A 22371-nucleotide genomic window follows, 5' to 3' on the forward strand; every position below is an offset into this window, starting at 1 on the left:
ATAATTTCAATAACTTTATAGGATTAGTTAAAATAAAAAAAATTTGCTTAAAATATCTTTTCGGTTAAAATAACGGTCGCTACCTTCACACCTGTAGCAATCCATCATATAACGATAAGATACTAAGCAAATTCAAATTTAAACAATATTTACATACCCAAGTCTCGCAGAAATTTCTCTTCCCGCTGCGATCATTTGAACCTTTAGCTGTTCTAATCTCTCATCTGTCATTCTCATTGTTGGTCCTGAAATACTAACCGAAGCAACTACTTTCCCTAGATGATCAAAAATCGGAACTGCGATGCACGTAATGCCGTATTCGTTCTCCTCTAAATCAAGAGCGTAGCCTCTTTGCTTCACTTTGATTAACTCTTGGAGAAATTCATCTTTATCCGTAATCGTCTTATCGGTATGCATCGGCAAGCCTTTACGTTCGATGATTTCAAGAACGACATTAATCGGTAGGTGGGCGAGTATCGCTTTTCCAACTGACGTACAGTGCATCGGTGCTCTTTTTCCAACCTTAGAATGCATCCGTAACGTTTCATTGCCTTCGAGCTTTTCAATATAGACGACCTCACCTTGGTCCCAAACAACAAGATGAATGACCTCATTAGTCTCTCTCTCTAGTTCAAGCAAATAAGGTCTTGCTTCCGACCTTAAGTCGATCGATTCAAGTAATTTTGAGCTAATATCAAGAAATTTATAGCCAAGCTTGTAACGACCTGTATCTGTATCCTGTTCAATATAGCCGTACTGGGCTAATGTCGCTAAGATGCGGTAAACCGAGCTCTTATTGATATCAATATGTTTGGCAATTTCCGTTACACCCAGTCCACCTTTTTTCGCGCTGACAAGGGTTATAATATCCAATGCTCGCCCTACAGATTTAACCATGTTATCCCGTTCCATCTTACTCACCTCCACGTATTAACGTTGGAGCTCCCTTGAAGGTACTGTGAATTTATTTCTTAATGTTCCGATTTCTTCGATCGTACATTCAATCACATCATGTTCCCCAACAAATTCCGCCCCTACTGGACTTCCTGTTAAAATGACATCCCCAGGCACAAGAGTCATAACCTTAGAAAGATAGGAAATCATTTTTTCAATTGAAATAATCATAAGATCCATTCCACTATTTTGTTTTTCTGAACCGTTCAGTACAGCCTTTACACGGACATCTTTTGGATTGAGTTCTGTTTCAACGACCGGACCTAATGGTGTAAACGTATCAAAAGACTTTCCAATTGTCCAATGGCCGGCTTCATGGAAAAAGGCTGGTGCTGTCACATCGTTCCCAACCGTATAACCGAAGACATAATCAAACACTTCTGATTCAGAAATATCTTTTGCCTCTCTTCCAATCACGACCGCTAATTCTGACTCAAACTTCACCTCAGAACAGCCTTGCGGGATGACAATTTCATCCTCTGGTCCAATAACGGAAGAAGTCGGTTTAAAGAAAAAGACTGGAATCTCCGGTAGCTCATCAGGCAAATCTTCCTTTTTTGCAACAAAATTTGCACCAATCCCAATAATTTGATTAGGAACAAGCGGAGCAAGAAACTTCACTTCGTCTACCGCAAAGTTTTGTCCTGTATACTCCCATTCTGTAAAAATATTTCCCTTTATTTCTCTTATCATTTCATTGTGAACAACACCTGTATATTTCTTATCCTCAAAAGTAAAGCGCGTAAATTTCATCGTTTTTGCTCCTCTCGAAAATTATTTAAATATGAACAAGGAGGCATTCTAACGATAGATAGAATGCCTCTAGATGATTTATGTTTAATTCTCAACCGCTACCTTTGCTTTAAACTCTGCACGACGGCGATGTAAAATTGGTTCAGTATATCCGCTTGGCTGGTCGTATCCTTTAAAAACTAAATCACAAGCCGCTTGGAAGGCAACTGAATTATCATAGTCTCGAGCCATCGGGCGATAGTTCGCATCTGAAGCATTTTGTTCATCAACTACTTTTGCCATGCGTTTCAACGTTTCCAATACTTGATCTTCAGTTACGATTCCATGGTGTAGCCAGTTTGCCATATGTTGACTGGAAATACGAAGTGTCGCTCTATCTTCCATTAGTCCGATGTTATTAATATCCGGTACCTTCGAGCAGCCAACCCCTTGTTCAACCCAACGAACAACATAACCAAGGATACCTTGAGCGTTATTATCAAGCTCCTGTTGAATTTCTTCAGAGCTCCATATAGGATTTTCAGCCACTGGGATTTGTAAAATATCATCTCTTAAATCGGTAGATGCAGCATCCTTTAATAGCTCTGCTTGCACTTCTTTTACATTCACTTGGTGATAGTGAAGTGCGTGCAATGTTGCAGCTGTTGGAGATGGTACCCAAGCTGTGTTTGCTCCCGATTGTGGATGACCAATTTTTTGCGTAAGCATTTCAGCCATTAAGTCCGGAATTGCCCACATTCCTTTACCAATTTGGGCATGCCCTTGGAAACCTACCGATAATCCAACATTCACATTGGACTTTTCATAGCCCTGTAACCATTTTGTTGTTTTCATATCATTTTTACGAATCATTGGACCAGCTTCCATCGATGTGTGCATCTCATCACCAGTACGGTCTAAGAAACCAGTGTTAATGAAGACGATTCTTTCCTTTACCTTGCTGATCGCATTTTTAAGATTAATTGTTGTTCTACGTTCCTCATCCATAACACCAATTTTCAACGTGTTCCGTTCAAGACCTAATAAATCTTCAATGCGGTTGAATAATTCATTAGCAAAAGCAACCTCTTCTGAACCATGCATTTTTGGCTTTACAATATAGATAGAGCCTTTTTCACTATTTTGGAATTGGCCATTTCCGAGTAACGTATGCTTCCCTATTAAACTCGAAAATACAGTATCCATAATACCTTCTGGGATCTCTTCACCTTCTGCAGTTAATATCGCATTCGTTGTCATCAAGTGTCCTACGTTACGAGTAAACATAAGGGAGCGGCCCTTAAGCGTCATTTCTTCACCAGTTGGAGATGTGTATTGGCGGTCTGGGTTCATTGAACGTGTAAGGGTCTTATCACCCTTTTTGAAGGTTGCCGTTAAATTTCCCTTCATTAGGCCAAGCCAGTTCCGATACACATGTGTTTTATCCTCAGCATCCACTGCTGCAACAGAATCTTCAAAATCCATAATCGTGGATAATGCAGCCTCTAATAATACGTCCTTCACGCCCGCTTTATCTGTTTTTCCAATTGGAGAAGTTGGGTCAATTTGGATTTCAAAATGTAAATCATTATTTTTTAATAAAACTGCAGATGGAGTTGTTGCATCTCCTTGGTATCCGACAAGTTTAGAATCGTCTTCGAGTCCAGTCGTTGTGCCGTCACCCAATACGACGACTAACTTTCCGTCAACAATTGCGTACTTCTCAGAATCCTTATGTGAACCAGCTTGCAGTGGTGCCGCTTGGTCCAAAAATTCTCTTGCGAATTGAATGACCTTTTCTCCTCGAATTGGATTGTAGCTTCCTGCACGAGTTGCCCCATCTTCTTCACTAATAGCATCTGTACCGTACAATGCATCATATAGGCTTCCCCAACGAGCATTGGCAGCATTTAGCGCGTAACGAGCATTATCGACAGGTACAACAAGCTGTGGACCTGCTTGAACAGCGATTTCATCATCCACATTGTCCGTCGTAACCCTATAGTCCTCCACTACTGGCTCTAGATAACCAATTTCCTCAAGAAAGCTTTTATATTGTTCAAAATCAAAGACTGTGTTTTCTTTATGCCAAGCATGAATTTTCTCTTGAATCTCATCACGTTTTGCTAAAAGTGCTTTATTTTTTGGCGCTAAATCTGCAACTAATTTTTCAAAGCCTAACCAAAACTGTTCTTGATCAACTTGACTTTCAGGAAGTGCCTCAGAATTGATGAAATCAGCCAGTTCTTGGGCGACCTGCAGATTTCCAATTTTCACGTATTGAGTCATGACAAATTCCTCCTTGATTTATGTTTGTTATTACGCAACAGCGTTTCATAATTTATCTAAAAAAATAATAGCATGGAAAACGGTTACTTTCAATAATTTTCAAAAAATTTAACCAGAGCGATATGAAAAAATCTTTCATACCGCTCCCAGCCCTTTTTCACGAGGTCTTCAGCGCTTCCTTTAATTCTTTTTTCACTTCGGCACATCGCCCTGGAGATGGAAAGAGCTTTCCTGCGTTTAGTAAATTTTTCGGATTGAAGACTTCTCGAATATCGGTCTGAGCTAAGATCTCTCGGTCCGTAAAAACAAAACGCATTTCTTCTCTTTTTTCAATTCCAACCCCATGTTCACCAGTAATTGTACCGCCTACATCTGCACACACCTGCAGACATGCACTTCCCGCTTCTAATGCTTTTTCCGTTTCCCCAGGTATTCTTGCATCAAAGAGAACAAGTGGATGCAAATTGCCGTCACCTGCATGGAAGATGTTTGAAATACGGAGCCCGGATTCCTCACTAATTTGATTAATTCTTGCGAGAACCTCTGGTAGCTTACTCCTTGGAATCACGCCATCTTGAACGAGATAATCAGGAGAGATTGCACCCATCGCTCCAAAGCCTGTTTTCCGATTTGCCCACCATCTACCACGTTCTTCCTCACTCCCAGCCACCTTTACCTCACGAACATTTCTCTTCTTACAAACTTCTAGAATTTGATTGATTTGTTCCTCAATGCCAGCAGATATTCCGTCCACTTCAATCAATAGAAGTGCTTCAATATCCTTGGGATGACCAACTGGAAATGCTGCTGCCTCGACTCCTTCAATCGCTGTTTTATCCATCATTTCTAGCGCAGCAGGAACAATTCCCGAAGAAATAATATCTGATACTGCTTGACTTCCGTCGGCGACCTTATCAAAGTAAGCTAGGACCGTTTGCTTCGCTTCTGGATTTTTTAATATGCGAACGGTAATTTTCGTAACAATCCCTAATGTCCCTTCCGACCCAGTCAGCAGCCCCAACAAATCATAGCCTGGAGTGTCTGCAACACCATTCGTTGAGATTTCAACAATCTCTCCATTTGGCATGACAACCTCAAGGCCTAAAATATGATTCGTCGTTACACCGTATTTTAGACAGTGAGCTCCTCCAGCATTTTCTGCCACATTTCCCCCAATTGTACAGGCATACTGGCTTGATGGGTCTGGTGCATAATAATAGCCTTTATTCGCGATCGAGTTTGTTAGTTTCAAATTAACAAAACCGGGTTCCACAACAGCACGCCGATTCTCTAGATCAACGCTTATGAGGCGTTTCATTTTTACCAAGCTAATAATGACCTCACCATTTAACGGAATCGCGCCTCCGCTTAGTCCAGTACCTGCACCACGTGCGAGAAATGGCAGTTGATTAGCATCGCAATATTTCACAATCTCAGCCACTTCTTCAGTACTATTCGGAAAGACAACGCATTTAGGCAAATGCTTATGAATCGTAAAACCATCACAATCATAGGCAACAAGGTCTGGTTGTTTATAGAGAATCGCTTTTTCGCCAACGATTTTTGCCAGATTGATAATATCTTTATCAGATGTTTGCAAACCTTTCTTTGCCATCATTTCCCCCTCTCTTTCTCGTCTTCTTTTTGGTAAGCCCAATCGAGCAACTGGACTGTATGGACAACCTTTTGATTACGTCCAAATTTTTCGACGCCGACAGCCATTTGTAGCATACAGCCTGGGTTCCCCATCGAGATCATTTCCACATCATCTGGCACATTTGACATCTTACTTTCTAATACAGCTCCAGCCATTTCAGGATTCGTAATGTTATATACACCTGCGCTTCCACAGCATCTGTCTGCATTTGGCATATGGACCATCTCAACACCAGGAATATTAATCAGTAAATCTCGCGGCTCTTCACGTACACCTTGCCCGTGGGCTAAGTGACAAGCATCGTGATAGGTAATACGTGTGTTTAATTCAGCCTTAGGCTTTTCATAGCCTGTATCATAAAGGTATTTAGAAATATCCTCGACCTTCTTCGAAAATTCCTCCGCCTTTTCATGCCATTCTGGTTCCTCACGGAATAATTCAGGATATTCTTTTAACATACATCCACAACCTGCCGCATTTACAATAACGGTGTCTGCATCCTTGAATGCCTCAATATTTTGTTTAGCAAGCTTCCGGCCCGTTTCCCGATCACCGGCATGGACATGAAGGGCGCCACAGCATGTTTGGTTTTTCGGGATTTTGACATCATTTCCATTTCGCGTTAACACATTGATCGTTGACTCATTTATATCGCTGAACATTACATCCATGATACAACCAGTCAGCATCGCAACCTCATGCTTTGTCTCACCCTTCGCCTTGATCACATCTTGCTTTTTATATTTCTTTTGAACCGGAGTTCCGATTTCTGGCATAATCGATTCCATTTCCACTAAATGCTTCGGCATCACATTAATTAAGCCCGTTTTACGGACAACCTTTTGCAACCCACTCTTTTGATAAAATTTGAGGAGACTTCCCAATGAATGCAGACGATTTTGATGTGGAAACACTCCCTCTAAAATGGTCTTACTTACAGTTCCCTTCCAGCCAGTTAACGGCATCGCTTGGCGAACCTGTCCGCGCGCTTCTTCAATTAGGCCACCGACATCAACATCCGCTGGACAAGCCGTCGTACAGGCACGACAGTCTAGACAAACAAAAACGGGGTCAGCAAAATCTTCATCCACAACAAGCTTGCCTTCTGCCACCGACTTGATTAAATGAACACGCCCCCGTGGAGAATGCTGTTCCTGCCCAGTTTGTTCATAGGTTGGACAGGCTTCTAAACACATGCCACAGTGGACACAATCAGCCCATTTATTCTCATCAGGTGCGTCCTTCCAGAAATAATTACTCAGGCTGTTCGTTTGACAGGATGGAGTTGCTTTCACGTCCATTTCTCTTAGACTCAATTTATATCCCTCCTATGAACCGATTCGGGTTTAAAATTTTGTTTGGATCGATTTTCTTTTTGATTCCTTCAAAGAGAAAGAAATAAGACGGTCTCTCTCCCCATACACTAATCTTTTGCCGCAAAACTAAAGGGAGATGCTTAATGGTTGCATATCCTCCTAAACTAGTAGCGTAGATACGGAGTTCTTTAATAGCTCCTTCTACATCCTCGCTAGCACCATATAAATGAACCTGACACAGACCATGCCCCAAACCACCATGGGCTTCAATACGCAAATTATAAGCATCGCTTAATTGCTCCGCCTTTTGAATAATCTTCAATACATCAAGATTTACAACACCAACTTTCACGGTCGCTTCCGTATCATGACCTGGCTCAGTTCCACGTGGGGATAGATGATAGAATTTCTCCCAAAACTCGCTCGCATTATCTTTCTCAACGACAATGATGTCGGCATTCGCTGGTTTTATTCTTTTTACAAACTCCTCTTGATAATGGACCGAACTCTCTACATCTTCAAAACTTATGGCTAATGTATATCTCTTTTGTCTCCCAAGTTTTTCTGCTATTGATGGATTCAAAATCTCCAATGTAATCGGTTCCATAACAGAATCAAGAAAATTAACAACAAATGATTTTATCTCAAGAAGATCACCATCTGGAAAAGTCAACAGCACAAGACTTTCATATTTAGGCACTGGTCGCAGCTTCACAGTGACTTCCGAAATAACCCCAATGGTTCCCATCGATCCGATAAAAAGCTTATTCATGTCATAACCAGCAACATTTTTTACAACCTTACCACCAGAACGAATTACGGTGCCATCTGGATACACAACACGAAGTCCAATGACAACATCACGAGCAGAACCGTAGCCAAGACGTTTCGGACCGCTATCGTTTGCTGCAATCACTCCACCGATCGTGGCAGCCTCTGACCATGATGGGTCTAAAGAGATTTTCTGATTGTATCCAGCTAGGTAATCCTGAATTTCCTTAAATGAGGTTCCTGCTTTAACGGTTAAAGTCATGTCTCCGACCGTGTGCTCAACGATCCCTGTGTAGTTAGATAGCGAAAGCAAAATATCTTCGGTCTCATTTACCCCGCCGAATCCCCTTTTAGTACCTCCAGCGATTACAGAAATTTTCTTACCGTGCGCATTTGCATACTTTAATACTTCGGAAATTTCCTCTTCTGTCGCTGGAGCAACAATAATCTTCCCGGAGTTTCCGAAGCTGTTCTCGATTTCTTGATTGTCCTTTATACGTTCTATTGGGACAACTGTACGTAATTCTTCTTTCAAGTCTGAGGTTATCAAAATGGCTCCTCCCTTTTCTGTGAAGTTGGCTTCCATAAGCTCTTTTGTAAAATAGTTTCCACATACTCTAGGTGCTCGGTCATTTTGTTCTTGGCAAGCTCTGGGGTGGTTTCTTTTAAGGCCAGAAAAATTTCTTTGTGTTGTTCATTTATTTTCTCTACAAGCTTTGGGTCTTCTTGAATAAATTGATGAAAGTCATTCATGTGTTTTTTCGTAGTGGTTGAAATGAATTGTATGAGTTGATAAATAATTTGATTTCTAGAAGCTTTAGCAATGGTCATATGAAAGTTGTAGTCTTCTTCCCAGCCATTTGTGGTTTTGTTGGATAATATTGCTTCAATTTCTGCTAGTTGTTCGTCTGTTCTGTTTGATGCTGCCATTTCGGCGATTCCCGGTTCTAATATTTTTCGCACTTGGAATAAAGCACGGACATCACTTGATTCAGGAATGATCAAATGGTTATTAAAAATCTTACTTGAATCAAATCGACAAACATAAGTCCCTTCGCCTTGTCGTATGTCGACCGTTCCTTTCCCTTTTAAGGTAATAATGGCATCACGGATTGCCGACCTACCTACTCCAAACATTTCACACATTTCCCGTACGGATGGCAGCTTTTCCCCTGATTGAAAGGATCCATGCTCAATCATTTTTTCGATTTGTTCTACAACAGATTCCGACACTTTTTTTACCGAAATTTTTTCTACATTCATGCTCTCCCCCCTTTTGATTTTGTCCTTTTCAGTGATCACATATCAGATAAGTACTACATAATCCTATTAAAACACCGTTTATATCTTTTATCAATAACTTTTTAGAATATACCAAATAATCAAATAAAATACGAACCGATTTTGTAAAATATCATATAATGAAAATAAGATTTAAAATCAAAATCAGTGTTATAGTACAAGCCGTTATTAAAAATCTTTTCTTGTCCAATAAGAAGAAAAATAATGTATATAAATTGAAGTTTAGTCAAAAAATAAGGAAAAAGTTGAGGTGAATAAAATGGGGTTACTAAATGCATTTAACGAATGGAAGAACACTCGTTACGAAAAACATGTTTCGCAAATGAAAGAAGAAAACAAATGCCCAGAGTGTTACGGACGTGGATTCTTAATTTACCCAGCAAATGAGTTTGTGTATTTATCCAATCCATTCGATTGTCCTGGGTGTAACGGAAGCGGCTCATATACGGAATGGTCAAACCTTGTCTAAAAGGACATAAAAATAAACCTACTGATCCCCCAGTAGGTTATTTGTTTTAACGTCTATTACTTTTCGGATCAAAGGCATCACGTAGACCATCACCGACAAAGTTGATGCAAAGTACTGTTATCAGTATCGCCAAACCTGGAGGAATCCACGCCTCAGGACTGTTCCTTAATATCCGTAAGCTTTGTGCCTCAGAAAGCATATTACCCCATGTTGGTGTTGGCTGTGGAATTCCAAAGCCAATGAAGCTTAATGCAGATTCAGCAATAATATAGGTTGCCATCATTAGCGTAGCATTTACAAGGATTGGTCCAATCGCATTTGGAATAAAATGCTTAAAGATTATTCTCAAATCGCTGACCCCAATTGCTTTTGCTCCAAGAATGAACTCCTGTTCCCGTAAGGTAAGAAATGTCCCTCGGATGATCCTCGTTAAGCTCGGCCACGAGGTTAACGCAATGATACTGACGAGAATGGTAACATTAACTTCTTCCAATATTGCTACGATCGTTAAGCAAAGTACTAAAAATGGGAGCATGAGTACTAAATCACAGGCTCTCATGATAATAGAATCAATTTTTCCACCATAATAACCAGATATGGATCCTAGTACAACACCAATTACTAAAGTAAACACCATCGCACTAAATCCTACGATTAATGAAATGCGACCTCCATATATGAGACGCGCAAGGTTATCACGGCCAGAGCTATCGTTACCAAGTGGATGATCCTCACTGGGAGGACGCTCAATTAATGTTAGATTTGTCTTTGTTGGATTGTGTTCAGTTAAGAACGGCGCTAAGATAACGACTAAAACAATGAGTAACAGAATAAATACACTTGCGACAGCAAGCTTATTTTTCATGAATCGCTTCATCGCTATTTTAGTGGGACTCATGCCTTTTTCTGCGTTCTTTATTTCTATTCCTGGTCCAGTATTTGTTTGTGGATTAAGTTCCATTTATTTCACCTCAATCGTAGCGGATTCTTGGGTCAACAATACTATAGAAAATGTCAGCTAAAAGGTTTCCTAATAGTACAAAGAAACCAAGCATCAAATTAATTGCCATAATAACCGGATAATCACGATTTCCTATAGATGTGATGAATAAGGTCCCAAGTCCAGGAAATTGGAAAACGCCTTCTGTGATAACTGCTCCACCTAATAATATCCCAACCTCAAACCCTAGCAATGTTATGATCGGAATTAATGCATTACGGAGTGTATGCTTATAAAGTACGGTATTTTCTGTCATTCCCTTTGCTCTAGCTGTCCTAATGTAATCACTTCCAAGCACGTCCAGAACTTCAGATCGCATGTATCGCATATAAGAGGCAGTACCTGCTAAACCAAGAGTTAAACTTGGTAAAATAAGATGCCTGATTTTGTCAATAAATAATTCAAAGCCTTCTATTCCTGGCTTTGAGACTGTACCATGGGACGGAAGCCAACCTAGTTGGATGGATAAAACATAGATCGCCAGCAATCCAAAAAAGAAATTTGGAGTAGCAAGTCCTAAGAAACCAAATGTTGTAGCACCATAATCAAGCGGTGTATATGGATGCCTTGCAGAATAAATTCCGATTGGAATAGAAACAATAATCGTTATTAACAGAGTCATAATTCCTAAATTTATGGTATTCGAAAATCTTTCAGCAATTAAATCCGCAACAGTTCTTCCTTTATAGATCAACGAATCACCAAAATCACCTTTGATTGCATTTCCAACCCATCGTAAATATTGTTCATGGATCGGATCATTTAATCCTAATGCTTCTCTTTGCTTTTCATAGACTGCACGATCAATATTCGGATCCATTTTTTGCGAAAAGGGATCACCAGGTGCAGCTTGCATTAGGGCAAAAACAATGACAGTTAAAGCAAATAGCATTGGAATAAAAACAAGAATTCGCCGAATAAGATATTGAATCAATGTTCCCCCTCCTCCATTCTTTTGATGTGATGTAATAAAGCTTGTCCCAGAGTTCTTTTTTAAAAGGAAAAGAGCGCAGCGGTCATACCGAACGCTCTTTTCCTTATTGTTAAGACTCTATTACTCTTCTGTTACATACCATAGATGCGTATCATTTAAGAATGAGTAAGGTAATACATCTACACCATGTAGGCGAGTGTTATGTGCCCATAAGCTGTTTGCTGCATAAAGAATTAATGCCGGTAAATCTTCACCAAACTTCACTTGCCATTCGCTTAGTTTTTCATTGCGATATGCTTTATCAAATGCTTCTGGTGGAGTATTAGCTTCTTTTAACAGTGCATCAGCTTCAGTGTTATTCCAACGAGAATAGTTGTATGCAGCTGGTGCATCCCAAAGACCTGTTGGATCTGGATCTGTACTATCTAATGACCAACCAACTAGGTATAAATCCCAGTCTTGAGCATTGTTTTCTAGATCTTCAAAGTAAGCTGCTGCTTCCTTCGGTTGGCGAAGGTCGATGTTGATACCTACAGCCTCAAGATATTCTTCAACGATTGGAGCTGAACGCTCACGAATTTGGTTACCCAATGGATAGTTAAGACTTAATACCCATTCTTCACCATCTGGATTTTCACGGAATCCATCACCATCTACATCTTTATAGCCAGCTTCATCTAAAAGTTTCTTAGCTTCGTCTGCGCTATATTCGTATTGTGGTGGGTTCGTATCATCATAAGCATCAAATTGTGTTGCAATTGGAGAGTTCTGAACGATACCTCTTCCATATAAAAGACCATCGATGATCGCTTGACGGTCAATCGCATAAGCAATCGCTTGACGTACTTTTTGATCTTTTAAGTCTTCATTAACAGTCCACTTAGAAGGATCAAGTGTCTTGTCTCCAGCAGCACGATGGTTTACCATCATACCCATGATTTGGTAACCGAAGTCCGGTTGCTCAATGATTTCAACGTTTGGCATTGCAGCAACTGTTTCATAGTCTGCTGCTTGGAATCCATTTGGATCTGCAACAAAGTCGATTTCACCAGTTTCAAGTAAGCCCAGGATAACCGCTTGGTCTACAACCTTCCAAACGACGCTATCTAAGTAAGGCTCGCCTTTCCAGTAATCAGCATTCTTTTCAAGAACGTATTGTTCCCCTTGAACCATTTCTGTGAATTTGAATGGACCAGTACCGACAATCTTTCCAGCTTCACGAGATTCAGGAGCAGCAGGCATATCAGCGATTGAAATGTCCTTAAAGATGTGCTCTGGAATAATCGAGAATGAAGCATCAGAAAGTGCCTTTACGTTTGGTTGAGCAAATTTGAATGTAACAGTGTAGTCGTCAACTTTGACAACCCCTTGGAAATCTTGAGAAGCACCAGTGCTATACTCTTCATAGCCTACTAGATTACCAGCAAAGTAAGAACGAATTCCACCTGCTTCAATGTATCCAGGGCTTGCTAACAATTTGTAAGTAAATACAACGTCATCAGCTGTAAATGGCTCACCATCTTGCCATTTTACGTTTTCTTCTAACTTAAATGTTAATTCTGTTTGATCATCATTAAATGACCATTCTTTTGCTAGACCTGGAGTAAAGTTAAGATTTTCATCTTGTGAAAGTAACCCTTCATAGATAAAGCTTAGGATGTTTGCTTCATAAGCTTCTTCATAGAAAATCGGGTTGAATTGACCTGATGGTGGTGTATCCATCGCACCAACAACCGTACCACCTTTTTGTGGACCTTCAGCCGGTTGTTCTGTTTCAGTACCTTCACCTTCTGGCTCAGTTCCTGCATCATCTCCTCCTGAACACGCAGCAAGGATTCCTAGCATAAGAACAAAGCTTAGTAATAATAACCAACTTTTCTTAAACTTCAAATTCGTTCACCCCTTTTAAATTTTGGAAGAATTAAATAACTCGCAGCGGATTTCTAGGCACACCACCTCCTTATATGTAAAGACTTAAAGAAATTAATTATCATATAAGTGGCAAGCCACAAAATGTCCTTCACTTACATTGATCAATTCTGGTCTTTCAAGTGAGCAGCGTTCATGAGCTTTCGGACAACGAGTTCGGAAAGCACAACCAGAAGGTGGATTAGACGGACTAGGCAGGTCTCCTTTTAGGATGATTTTTTCCCTCTTGGCAGTAATATCTGTTGAAGGAACTGCTGATAGTAATGCTTCCGTATACGGATGGAGTGGAGTTTCATAGATGTTTTTCTTAGGAGCAATTTCTGCAATTCTACCAAGATACATGACAGCTACCCGGTCACTAATATGCTTAACGACACTTAAATCGTGAGCAATAAATAAATAGGTTAGATTAAATTCATCTTGCAAATCAGCCATTAAGTTTAGAACCTGCGCTTGAATAGACACGTCTAAAGCAGAGACAGGCTCATCGCAAATAACAAACTTGGGATTAAGCGCCAATGCTCTTGCAATACTAATCCGTTGTCGTTGACCACCAGAAAATTCATGTGGATACTTTAATCGGGAATCAGGTCTCAAGCCTACTTTTTCTAGAAGACTGATTGCCTTCTCCTTACGCTCACTTTTTGACATATCCGTTTGGACTAAAAGTGGCTCTTCAATTAATTCTTGCACATTCATCTTTGGATTAAGAGAAGCAAACGGATCCTGGAAGACAATTTGCATATCACGTCTAAATGGACGTAACTGACGGTTGCTCATCTTCGAAATTTCTTCATTATCGAAAAAGATTTGTCCTTCAGTCGGATCTAATAAACGCAAGATTACACGCCCTAATGTGGATTTCCCTGAACCAGATTCACCCACGACTCCTAGTGTTTCTCCTCTAAGAATGCTTAGTGATACGTCATCTACAGCCTTTACTTGACCTACTTCACGCTTGAAGACGCCACCCTTGATCGGAAAATACTTTTTAATGTTTTTAGCTTCTAATATATAATCTTGATCTACCTTTTTTTCTAACTCTTTTTCTAGAAGTGACACTTGTTAGCCCCCTTATTCATACAGATAGCATCGGACATTATGACCTGGCTCAACAGTTACTAATTCTGGATTAGCCACACGACATTTATCCATGACATGTGGACAGCGATCTGAAAAGCGACAACCTGAAGGAAATTCATGTGCGGCTGGAACCATTCCCTTGATTGCCCCAAGTCGTTCAACATCTTTATCTAGGCTTGGCAAACTTTCAAGCAATCCACTTGTATACGGATGCTTTGGATTTAAGAACAAATTCTCAACCGTTGTTTGTTCAACGATTTGTCCGCCATACATAACCATGACTTTCTCTGCGTACTCAGCAACTACACCTAAATCGTGTGTAATAAGTAGGACAGCCATATTAAATTTCTTCTTCATTTCATCCATCAGATCCAAAATTTGCGCTTGAATCGTAACATCAAGAGCAGTAGTCGGTTCGTCTGCAATCAACAGCTTCGGATCACAAGATATCGCAATTGCAATCATCGCTCTTTGTCTCATCCCTCCAGAAAGCTGATGAGGGTATTCCTTCATCGTTTCTTCCGCTCGAGGAAATCCAACTAGCTTTAAAAGCTCGATCGCTTTTCTTTCGGCCTCTTGCTTTGAAATTTTCTTATGACGTATTAATGTTTCTTTAATTTGATTTCCGATCGTAAAAACTGGATTCAATGCGGTCATCGGTTCCTGGAAGATCATCCCGATTTCTCTACCGCGAACAGTCGTCATTTGTTTGTCAGATAGAGAAACAAGATCCTTGCCATTAAAAAGAATTTGTCCTTCTTCAATTTTTCCTGGTTTACCTACCAGTTTCATAATTGAAAGAGAAGTGATACTTTTTCCACTCCCTGACTCACCTACTAAAGCAACGGTTTCTCCTGGATTGACGGTAAAGTCTACCCCATCAACAGCTTTAGCCACTTTTTTTCCTTCTAAGTAGAAATACGTTTTCAATCCTTTTACATCTAACAATGTGTTTTGCGTCATCCACTGCACCTCAACTTCATTAGCTATGATTAAAACCTGTTAATCTAGTAATAAAAAATTATTATACGCATAGGTCAAAGTATTCATTTTTTTCACAAAATATTATAATTACAAGCCCATTTGGTGATTTATTAGCAAAAGTATACTATCAGGTTTAAATTTTTGCAATATAGGGAAAAATTAAAGTAATTGTAATTTTTAATAAACTATAAGGGTATTTATGAATTTTTATTATTTCGTCAATCGAAACAGCACTTTCATTAGAAAATTTATTTAATTTTTCCAAAATAATAAATTTACTTAATTATTAATTAAATTGTAGTGATAAAGAAATATTTGTAATAGAATCCTCTAATTTCGACATAATATATATTGTGCGGATTAATCTTCAAATCAATTCTATAAAACTAGTATTTATACATTTTTATTTATAAATATTCAATATTTAAGCTCATAAACTTTTTTTATAACTTCAATTTTCTTTGTCAGAAAATCTGACAAAACTCCTAAAATTCAACATTTTTCACCTTTTTTCACGGATTAAATGTGTCATTATTCTTTTGCATGAACTCTGCAATAATTCCTAATACTATATAAACAATAAGATTAGTCTTGAAAGGATTGCTTGCTATGCTATCTCAAAATCAAATTTCAGCGTTTAAATCAGAACTGGAGAGTCAAAAAAGCGAGTTAGAGCAGCGTTATGAAATGAATGAACATCTAAATTTAACCTCAGGTCATGCTCATGAATCAGTTGGTGAGCTTTCAAGCTACGATAATCACCCAGGCGATGAAGGGACGGAATTATATGAAAGAGAAAAGGACATTGCCCTAAGCGAACATTACCGAAATGAACTAGCAAATATTAAGAAGGCACTGAACGCAATCGAAAACGGTACATACGGAAAATGCGAGGTATGTGGAAAAGAAATTGCCCTTCAACGATTAGAGGCTTTACCAACAACGACCTATTGTATCGAGCATACGCCTGATCAGATTACTTCTCATGAGCGTCCACTTGAAGAAGGTGTATTAATGCCTCCATTCGGAAAATTTGATATGGACGAACAACATGAATCTGTCTCTTTTGATGCCGAGGATGCCTGGCAGGAGGTTCAAAGCTGGGGAACCTCAGAGACTCCTTCTGATTTCGTCAACGTGGAGGGCCATTATAATGATGTTGGGAATGAAGCAGAAGAAAATCATGGCTATGTAGAGGATTACGAAAACTTTGTTGGTGTTGATATAGAAGGAAAAAATGTAACGGTTTATCCGAACTCTCAGCATAAACGCTATGAAGAAATGCTCGATGAACAAGGAACCATGACGGCATTTGGAGATTTACCCGCTTCTGAACACGATCCATATGTAGAAGAAAGGGACAATGATTAATTTCATTGTCCCTTTTGGCTGCCACAAACACTTAAATTTTCTTTTCTATAAATTCCGGAATTCAAAAAGAGGTGAACCTAATACAGTCGTTCATGAACCTCATTTAATTGCATCACTCGTTCCCCGTCATCTTCCTCCTGTGCATGGCTAATTTCATCTGGAAGAATCTTATTTAGGAAATCAATTTGCTCATTGGATAGTCTGCTTACGAAGGATTCCTCTGATGTAAAATCATCCTCTCTAATAATCGCGTAAATTTCTTTTCCAATATCAGAGCGATCCGTATAATTTGATAAGATTTCTTTTAAATAGCCTAACGGTTGGTTCATTTAGCTCTTTCCTTTCTAAAAAAAGTCTATTCTTCATTTAGAATGTGCTATTTTATACCAATTCATGAAACCAAAATATTTCTATTTTTAAATTGACAATATCAAGATAGGGTTATATAATTTGTCTTAAGTTACAATATCTCGAATTTGAGATAAATTAAATTGAGACAAAACAAAGGGAGAGATTTTAAGATGACAAAGGGAAAATGGGCTTTAGACGCAGCTCACAGCAGCGTAGATTTTTCAGTAAAACATATGATGTTCGCAAACGTGAAAGGTTCTTTCAATGAATTTGATGCTTCAATCGAAGCAGATCCAACTGACTTAACTTCTGCTACAATTGAATTCACAATCAATACAGGAAGCGTTGATACACGTAACGCTGACCGTGATGCACATCTTCGTGGTGAAGATTTCTTTGATGTTGAAAACTACCCAGCAATGACTTTCAAGTCTACTTCTATCACTAAGACTGATGAAGGCGAATATGATGTGACTGGTGATTTAACAATCAAAGATGTAACTAAGCCACAAACTTTCACTGTTACTTACGGTGGTACTGGTAAAGATCCATGGGGTAATGAAAAGGTTGGTTTTGGAGTAGAAGGCGCAATCAACCGTAGCGAGTTTGGTCTAACTTGGAACGCAGCACTTGAAACTGGTGGCGTACTAGTTGGCGATAAAGTTAAAATTTCATTAGACGTTCAAGCAGCAAAAGCTGAGTAATAAGGATTAACCAAAAACCTGCAGGTGACTAACCCCTGCAGGTTTTTTTGCGTTTATGGACTTAAAAAATAGGTCAAAATGATGAGTAAGTCATGTTCCTTGAGGTGAAGAAGTTGCAGCACCCTTTTTTTGCACATTTCATACGAATGCCCTTCTTTTTACGAATCTTCATTATCGCCTTAGTTTTTATCGTCGGCTTCGGCTTTTTAGCTTATATCATTGAACCTGAAACATTCCCTAATCTTTTCGAGGGGATTTGGTGGGCGATCATGACCGTTTCTACAGTAGGGTACGGCGATTTTGTGCCCACAACCATACTTGGAAAAATAACGGGAATGGTTTTAGTTTTATCGGGAGCTGGATTTGTTTCATCTTATTTCGTAACACTCGCTACAACCACTGTTAAAAGGCAAAATAATTTGTTAGAAGGGAAAGTCATGTTTAAAGGGACCGATCATTATATTATTGTTGGCTGGAACGAAAGAGCAAGAGCGATTATCGACAAACTACTTACAGATAAAGAAGAAAGCTCCATCATCCTGATTGATCAAACATTGGAGACCAACCCTTTTTCAGATTATCACGTTCATTTTATAAAAGGTCGTGCAAACACAGATGAGATTTTAATAAAAGCAAACATTTATCATGCGAAAAAGGTAATGATTACAGCCGATCAAAACCTCGATGAACTTCATGCTGATATGAACACCATTATTGCATTGTTGGCCATCAAAGGGTTAAATCCTGATGTCATCTGTGTGGTAGAAATTTTAACAGAAGAGCAAGTGGCCAATGCAAAAAGAGCTGGTGCAGATGAAGTGATTCAATCCAATATTATTTCTGGTTCGGTTATGACCAATTGTCTTCATTCAACCGGAACTGTCGATGCGCTAATCTTTCTTCTTGAACAATTTGACGGAACACGGTTCGTCTTCAGGTCAGCTACATCCTACGCTGAAAAAACCTTTATTGAAACAAGCAAAACACTTCTCGATGAAGGAGCCCTTTTATTTGGCATAAAAAGAGGAGCAGACACAATCGTCAATCCGCCCCATCCTTTTAAAATTAAAGATAATGATATGCTCCTAGTGGTTGATACGCTAAAGTAAAATACTTTCTAATTCTGCTGTCAAAGCCTTTCCTGTCTCCAAATATTTATCTGGAACAGTGGCATCCTCGTCTTCAGGCCCTTGAAATTGGTTAAAAGAGGCATTGAAAGTACTAGCATTCGCATCTTGATCTACATCAGCTTCGTATTCATGAGCCAGCAGAAAGGGGCGATCTATCGCTACCGTACATCCGGGTGTATCAAGTTGCCCGTCTACCGCATGAAACGGTACACGATAAAACATGTAGCCATCCTCGTCATCAATTTTGTAATCAAAATAGCCATGGTCATAATCCCAATTCCCTCCAATCACATAGCCGATTGGCTTTAGCGATTGTTCCAAATCAAATAGACGATATTCTTTTCCTTCTACCTTCGAAGGCATTTCAATCATAAAAAATCCCCCTTCAAACTTTTTCTTAGTTTCTCCAAGGGGGATTTCTTTAAACCCAAAAGGGACCTCACTTGAGATCCCTTTCACATTTCTTATAGTCTTTTTTCTAGTTCTGCTTTCTTTTCTTCAAAGCCTGGTTTGCCAAGTAATGCAAACATATTTACTTTGTAAGCTTCTACACCAGGTTGGTCAAATGGATTTACCCCTAATAAATAGCCGCTCATTGCACAAGCTTTTTCAAAGAAGTATGCAAGATAACCAAATGTGTATTCATCAAGCTTTGGAACGGATACAACTAAGTTTGGAACGCCACCATCAGTGTGAGCAAGTAAAGTTCCTTCAAACGCCTTGTTGTTAACGAAATCGACAGTTTTACCTGCTAGATAGTTCAATCCGTCTAAATCGCTATCAGCTTCTTCAATTGTTAACTCATGACGTGGCTGCTCAACCTTGATAATCGTTTCGAATAAGTCTCTACGACCTTCTTGAACATATTGCCCTAAAGAGTGTAAGTCTGTTGAGAAGTTTGCAGAAGACGGGAAAATACCCTTTTGATCTTTTCCTTCACTTTCTCCAAACAATTGCTTCCACCATTCAGAGAAATACTGTAGAGATGGCTCATAATTGATCAGCATTTCAATTGTTTTTCCTTTGTTATACAGGACATTACGAACGGCAGCATACTGATAAGCTTGGTTCTCCTCTAGCTCTGAAGAACTGTATTCCTCACGAGCATCAGCAGCCCCCTTCATCATTGCTTCAATATCAGCACCACTCACGGCAATCGGAAGTAATCCAACCGCTGTTAAAACAGAATAGCGTCCACCAACATCATCTGGAATCACAAATGATTCGTAGCCTTCCTCAGTAGCAAGTGTTTTTAAAGCGCCACGTGCTTCGTCCGTTGTTGCGTAGATACGCTTGCGAGCTTCTTCAACACCATACTTTTCCTCAAGAAGTTTACGGAAAATACGGAATGCAATCGCTGGTTCTGTTGTCGTACCTGACTTTGAAATGACGTTAATAGAGAAATCTTTCCCCTTTAGTAAATCCATAACATCTTTCATATATGTAGAGCTAATGCTGTTTCCAACAAAGATAATTTGCGGAGTTTTTCTGTCTTCTTTCCCAAGTACATTGTAAAAGCTATGCTGAAGCATATCAATCGCCGCACGTGCTCCTAAATATGAACCGCCGATCCCAATGACAAGTAATACATCAGAATCACCTTTAATTTTTTCAGCTGATTTTTGAATACGAGAAAATTCTTCCTTATCGTAATCAACCGGTAAGTCAATCCATCCTAAAAAGTCATTGCCTGCTCCACTCTTCTCGTGTAAAGAATGATGAGCAACCTTGACTAAATCGCGTAAATAAGTAATTTCATGTTCTCCAAAAAAGCTTAGCGCTTTTGTATAGTCAAAATTCACATGTGCCATAGTTGTCCTCCATCTTTTATGTATTCTTGTATTCATGTATACTTTAACGAAACTGGGGACGGTTATCAAGAAGTTCCCATCTAAAATAACTATCTTTATTAAGATTGTCCCATTTTTGCCTAATTTATAGGAAAAAACGTGCCAACAAGACACGTTCTTTCCTTATTAATATATGAAATACTTTTTTATAATGATGCGCGATAAATAGCTAACACATCTTCATGATTTAACTTCTTAAAGCGACCAAATTCCCCGTTAATCATTGCTTTGTCTGCCATGACTTCTAATTGACTATCATCAATATCATAATCTGCTAATCGAGATGGTGCCCCAATACTATTCCAGAATTGGCGTAGCTTTTCAATTCCTTCAAGACCTGCTTCTTCAGCCGTCTTACCAGTTGGATCGACACCAAATACACGAATCGCCAATTGCTTAAATCGTTCTGGCTTTACTTGTAAATTATGCTTCATCCAGTTCGGGAATAAAATCGCTAAACCTCCACCATGCGGAATATCGTACACAGCAGATACAGCATGCTCAATATTATGAGTCGCCCAATCTCCTTGATAACCCATAGAAAGCATTCCATTTAGCGCCATCGTGCCGTTGTAAAGAATGGTCGCACGATGCTCATAGTTTTCAAGGTCATTAATCAATTTCGGAGCTGTTTCCATCACTGTTAAAAGTAAGGATTCACACATTCTATCCTGCATGAGCGTGTTTTCTTCTAAATGGAAATAATGTTCAAAGACGTGTGACATCATATCAACAATTCCATAGACAGTCTGATCTCTTGGAACAGTAAAAGTATTTACCGGATCTAATATAGAAAATCTAGGGAAAGTCGCTGGACTACCCCAACCATATTTCTCTTTTGTTTCCCAGTTCGTGATAACAGAGCCAGAATTCATCTCAGATCCTGTAGCTGCTAGTGTTAACACCGTTCCAAATGGAAGAGCTTCCTTCGCGCTCGCCTTTTTCGTTACTAAATCCCAGGCATCTCCATCATACTTTGCTCCAGCTGCAATTAACTTCGCGCAGTCAATAACACTCCCGCCACCAACAGCTAAAATAAATTCGATCCCTTCTGATTTACAAATATCCACACCTTTACGAGCAGTCGAAATCCGTGGGTTTGGTTCAACTCCAGAGAGTTCAAATAACGTAACATCCATGTCGTTAAGGAGACTTACTACTTCATCATATAGCCCATTTCTTTTGATGCTTCCACCGCCATAAACGAGGAGTACTTTTTTTCCGTACTGTGGAAGCTCTGTTTTTAATTGCTCAAGCTGACCTTTTCCAAAAATCAATTTGGTTGGGTTATAGTATGTAAAATTCTTCATGCAATATCGGCTCCTTTCTTTATTCACTCCTATTATCAGTTATCTTATTTTCCATTGCAAAAATTATGTTCTTTGAAGCCATCTGCAAATTTTATTGGCGCAAAAAATCCTTGCATATTAATGCAAGGATCAGATTTTAGACAATTGGCATCAAGAAGACTAATTTTCGGTATAGTTGATATTGAATTTATTACTTGGAAACATAGGCGTAAAAATTCCGGCTAAATCAAAAAAT

Annotated in this window: 20 protein-coding genes; 4 read left to right on the top strand and 16 right to left on the bottom strand. The window is 39.2% G+C overall.

Translation table 11 applies throughout. The features are described 5' to 3' along the window. Window positions 1-138: 138 nt before the first annotated feature. The 7 genes from FAR12_RS00125 to FAR12_RS00155 all read right to left on the bottom strand — a co-directional run bounded on the left by FAR12_RS00125 (window position 139) and on the right by FAR12_RS00155 (window position 8982). On the bottom strand, window positions 139-912 hold the full coding sequence (locus tag FAR12_RS00125; RefSeq protein WP_126405210.1) for an IclR family transcriptional regulator: 774 nt from the start codon (window positions 910-912) through the stop codon (window positions 139-141). An 18-nt stretch (window positions 913-930) separates the two neighbouring features. Further along, window positions 931-1707, bottom strand: coding sequence for a fumarylacetoacetate hydrolase family protein (locus tag FAR12_RS00130; protein WP_126405211.1), 777 nt, complete (start codon window positions 1705-1707; stop codon window positions 931-933). Window positions 1708-1791: 84 nt separating this feature from the next. Next, on the bottom strand, window positions 1792-3975 hold the full coding sequence (locus tag FAR12_RS00135) for a malate synthase G (RefSeq protein WP_126405212.1): 2184 nt from the start codon (window positions 3973-3975) through the stop codon (window positions 1792-1794). Window positions 3976-4132: 157 nt separating this feature from the next. Further along, window positions 4133-5590: an FAD-binding oxidoreductase gene (locus FAR12_RS00140; RefSeq protein WP_126405213.1), complete on the bottom strand. Its 1458-nt coding sequence runs from the start codon at window positions 5588-5590 to the stop codon at window positions 4133-4135. Further along, on the bottom strand, window positions 5590-6933 hold the full coding sequence (locus tag FAR12_RS00145) for a (Fe-S)-binding protein (RefSeq protein ID WP_425456124.1): 1344 nt from the start codon (window positions 6931-6933) through the stop codon (window positions 5590-5592). The genes FAR12_RS00140 and FAR12_RS00145 overlap by 1 nt, the downstream gene beginning before the upstream one ends. 16 nt (window positions 6934-6949) lie before the next feature. Further along, window positions 6950-8269 carry an FAD-binding oxidoreductase gene (locus tag FAR12_RS00150; RefSeq protein ID WP_246010260.1) on the bottom strand — a complete coding sequence of 440 codons (1320 nt, stop codon included), beginning with the start codon at window positions 8267-8269 and terminating at the stop codon, window positions 6950-6952. Then, window positions 8266-8982, bottom strand: a complete 717-nt coding sequence (locus FAR12_RS00155) for a FadR/GntR family transcriptional regulator (protein WP_126405216.1) — start codon at window positions 8980-8982, stop codon at window positions 8266-8268. Before FAR12_RS00155 ends, FAR12_RS00150 begins: the two co-directional genes overlap by 4 nt. 298 nt (window positions 8983-9280) lie before the next feature. On the opposite strand from FAR12_RS00155, the gene FAR12_RS00160 reads away from it, so the two are divergent. Further along, window positions 9281-9490 carry a methionine aminopeptidase gene (locus FAR12_RS00160; RefSeq protein WP_126405217.1) on the top strand — a complete coding sequence of 70 codons (210 nt, stop codon included), beginning with the start codon at window positions 9281-9283 and terminating at the stop codon, window positions 9488-9490. Window positions 9491-9536: 46 nt separating this feature from the next. On the opposite strand, the gene opp4C is transcribed toward FAR12_RS00160, so the two are convergent. From opp4C to FAR12_RS00185, 5 genes are all read right to left on the bottom strand, one after another. Next, entirely contained in the window at window positions 9537-10451 is a 915-nt protein-coding gene (gene opp4C, locus FAR12_RS00165; RefSeq protein WP_126405218.1) for an oligopeptide ABC transporter permease, read from the bottom strand. A gap of 10 nt (window positions 10452-10461) precedes the next feature. Beyond that, the gene (locus tag FAR12_RS00170; RefSeq protein ID WP_126405219.1) at window positions 10462-11424 is read right to left on the bottom strand and encodes an ABC transporter permease; all 963 of its coding nucleotides are present in this window, start codon (window positions 11422-11424) and stop codon (window positions 10462-10464) included. A gap of 120 nt (window positions 11425-11544) precedes the next feature. Continuing rightward, window positions 11545-13314, bottom strand: a complete 1770-nt coding sequence (locus FAR12_RS00175) for a peptide-binding protein (RefSeq protein ID WP_246010261.1) — start codon at window positions 13312-13314, stop codon at window positions 11545-11547. 93 nt (window positions 13315-13407) lie between these two features. Then, complete coding sequence (locus FAR12_RS00180) at window positions 13408-14415, bottom strand: ABC transporter ATP-binding protein (protein WP_126405220.1); 1008 nt, start codon at window positions 14413-14415, stop codon at window positions 13408-13410. 12 nt (window positions 14416-14427) lie between these two features. Beyond that, window positions 14428-15399 (bottom strand): ABC transporter ATP-binding protein, encoded by a 972-nt coding sequence (locus FAR12_RS00185; protein ID WP_126405221.1) that lies wholly within the window; start codon window positions 15397-15399, stop codon window positions 14428-14430. A gap of 630 nt (window positions 15400-16029) precedes the next feature. Between FAR12_RS00185 and FAR12_RS00190 the strand changes: the two genes are divergently transcribed. After that, on the top strand, window positions 16030-16791 hold the full coding sequence (locus FAR12_RS00190; RefSeq protein WP_126405222.1) for a TraR/DksA C4-type zinc finger protein: 762 nt from the start codon (window positions 16030-16032) through the stop codon (window positions 16789-16791). 77 nt (window positions 16792-16868) lie between these two features. On the opposite strand, the gene FAR12_RS00195 is transcribed toward FAR12_RS00190, so the two are convergent. Then, window positions 16869-17120, bottom strand: a complete 252-nt coding sequence (locus FAR12_RS00195; RefSeq protein ID WP_126405223.1) for a sporulation protein — start codon at window positions 17118-17120, stop codon at window positions 16869-16871. Window positions 17121-17312: 192 nt separating this feature from the next. Here FAR12_RS00195 and FAR12_RS00200 point away from each other — a divergent pair, with 192 nt between their 5' ends. Then, the gene (locus FAR12_RS00200) at window positions 17313-17846 is read left to right on the top strand and encodes a YceI family protein (protein ID WP_126405750.1); all 534 of its coding nucleotides are present in this window, start codon (window positions 17313-17315) and stop codon (window positions 17844-17846) included. A 146-nt stretch (window positions 17847-17992) separates the two neighbouring features. Then, window positions 17993-18955: a potassium channel family protein gene (locus FAR12_RS00205; RefSeq protein WP_246010262.1), complete on the top strand. Its 963-nt coding sequence runs from the start codon at window positions 17993-17995 to the stop codon at window positions 18953-18955. Here FAR12_RS00205 and FAR12_RS00210 read toward each other — a convergent pair. The 3 genes from FAR12_RS00210 to FAR12_RS00220 form a co-directional block, all read right to left on the bottom strand. Then, window positions 18947-19348: a YugN-like family protein gene (locus FAR12_RS00210; protein WP_126405224.1), complete on the bottom strand. Its 402-nt coding sequence runs from the start codon at window positions 19346-19348 to the stop codon at window positions 18947-18949. The two genes, FAR12_RS00205 and FAR12_RS00210, sit on opposite strands and share 9 nt — an antisense overlap. Before the next feature lie 92 nt (window positions 19349-19440). Further along, window positions 19441-20787, bottom strand: coding sequence for a glucose-6-phosphate isomerase (locus FAR12_RS00215; protein ID WP_126405225.1), 1347 nt, complete (start codon window positions 20785-20787; stop codon window positions 19441-19443). A gap of 185 nt (window positions 20788-20972) precedes the next feature. Then, window positions 20973-22136, bottom strand: a complete 1164-nt coding sequence (locus FAR12_RS00220; RefSeq protein WP_126405226.1) for an iron-containing alcohol dehydrogenase — start codon at window positions 22134-22136, stop codon at window positions 20973-20975. Window positions 22137-22371: the final 235 nt, after the last annotated feature.

It is taken from the genome of Bacillus yapensis (assembly GCF_005280205.1).
GTDB lineage: Bacteria > Bacillota > Bacilli > Bacillales > Cytobacillaceae > Robertmurraya > Robertmurraya yapensis.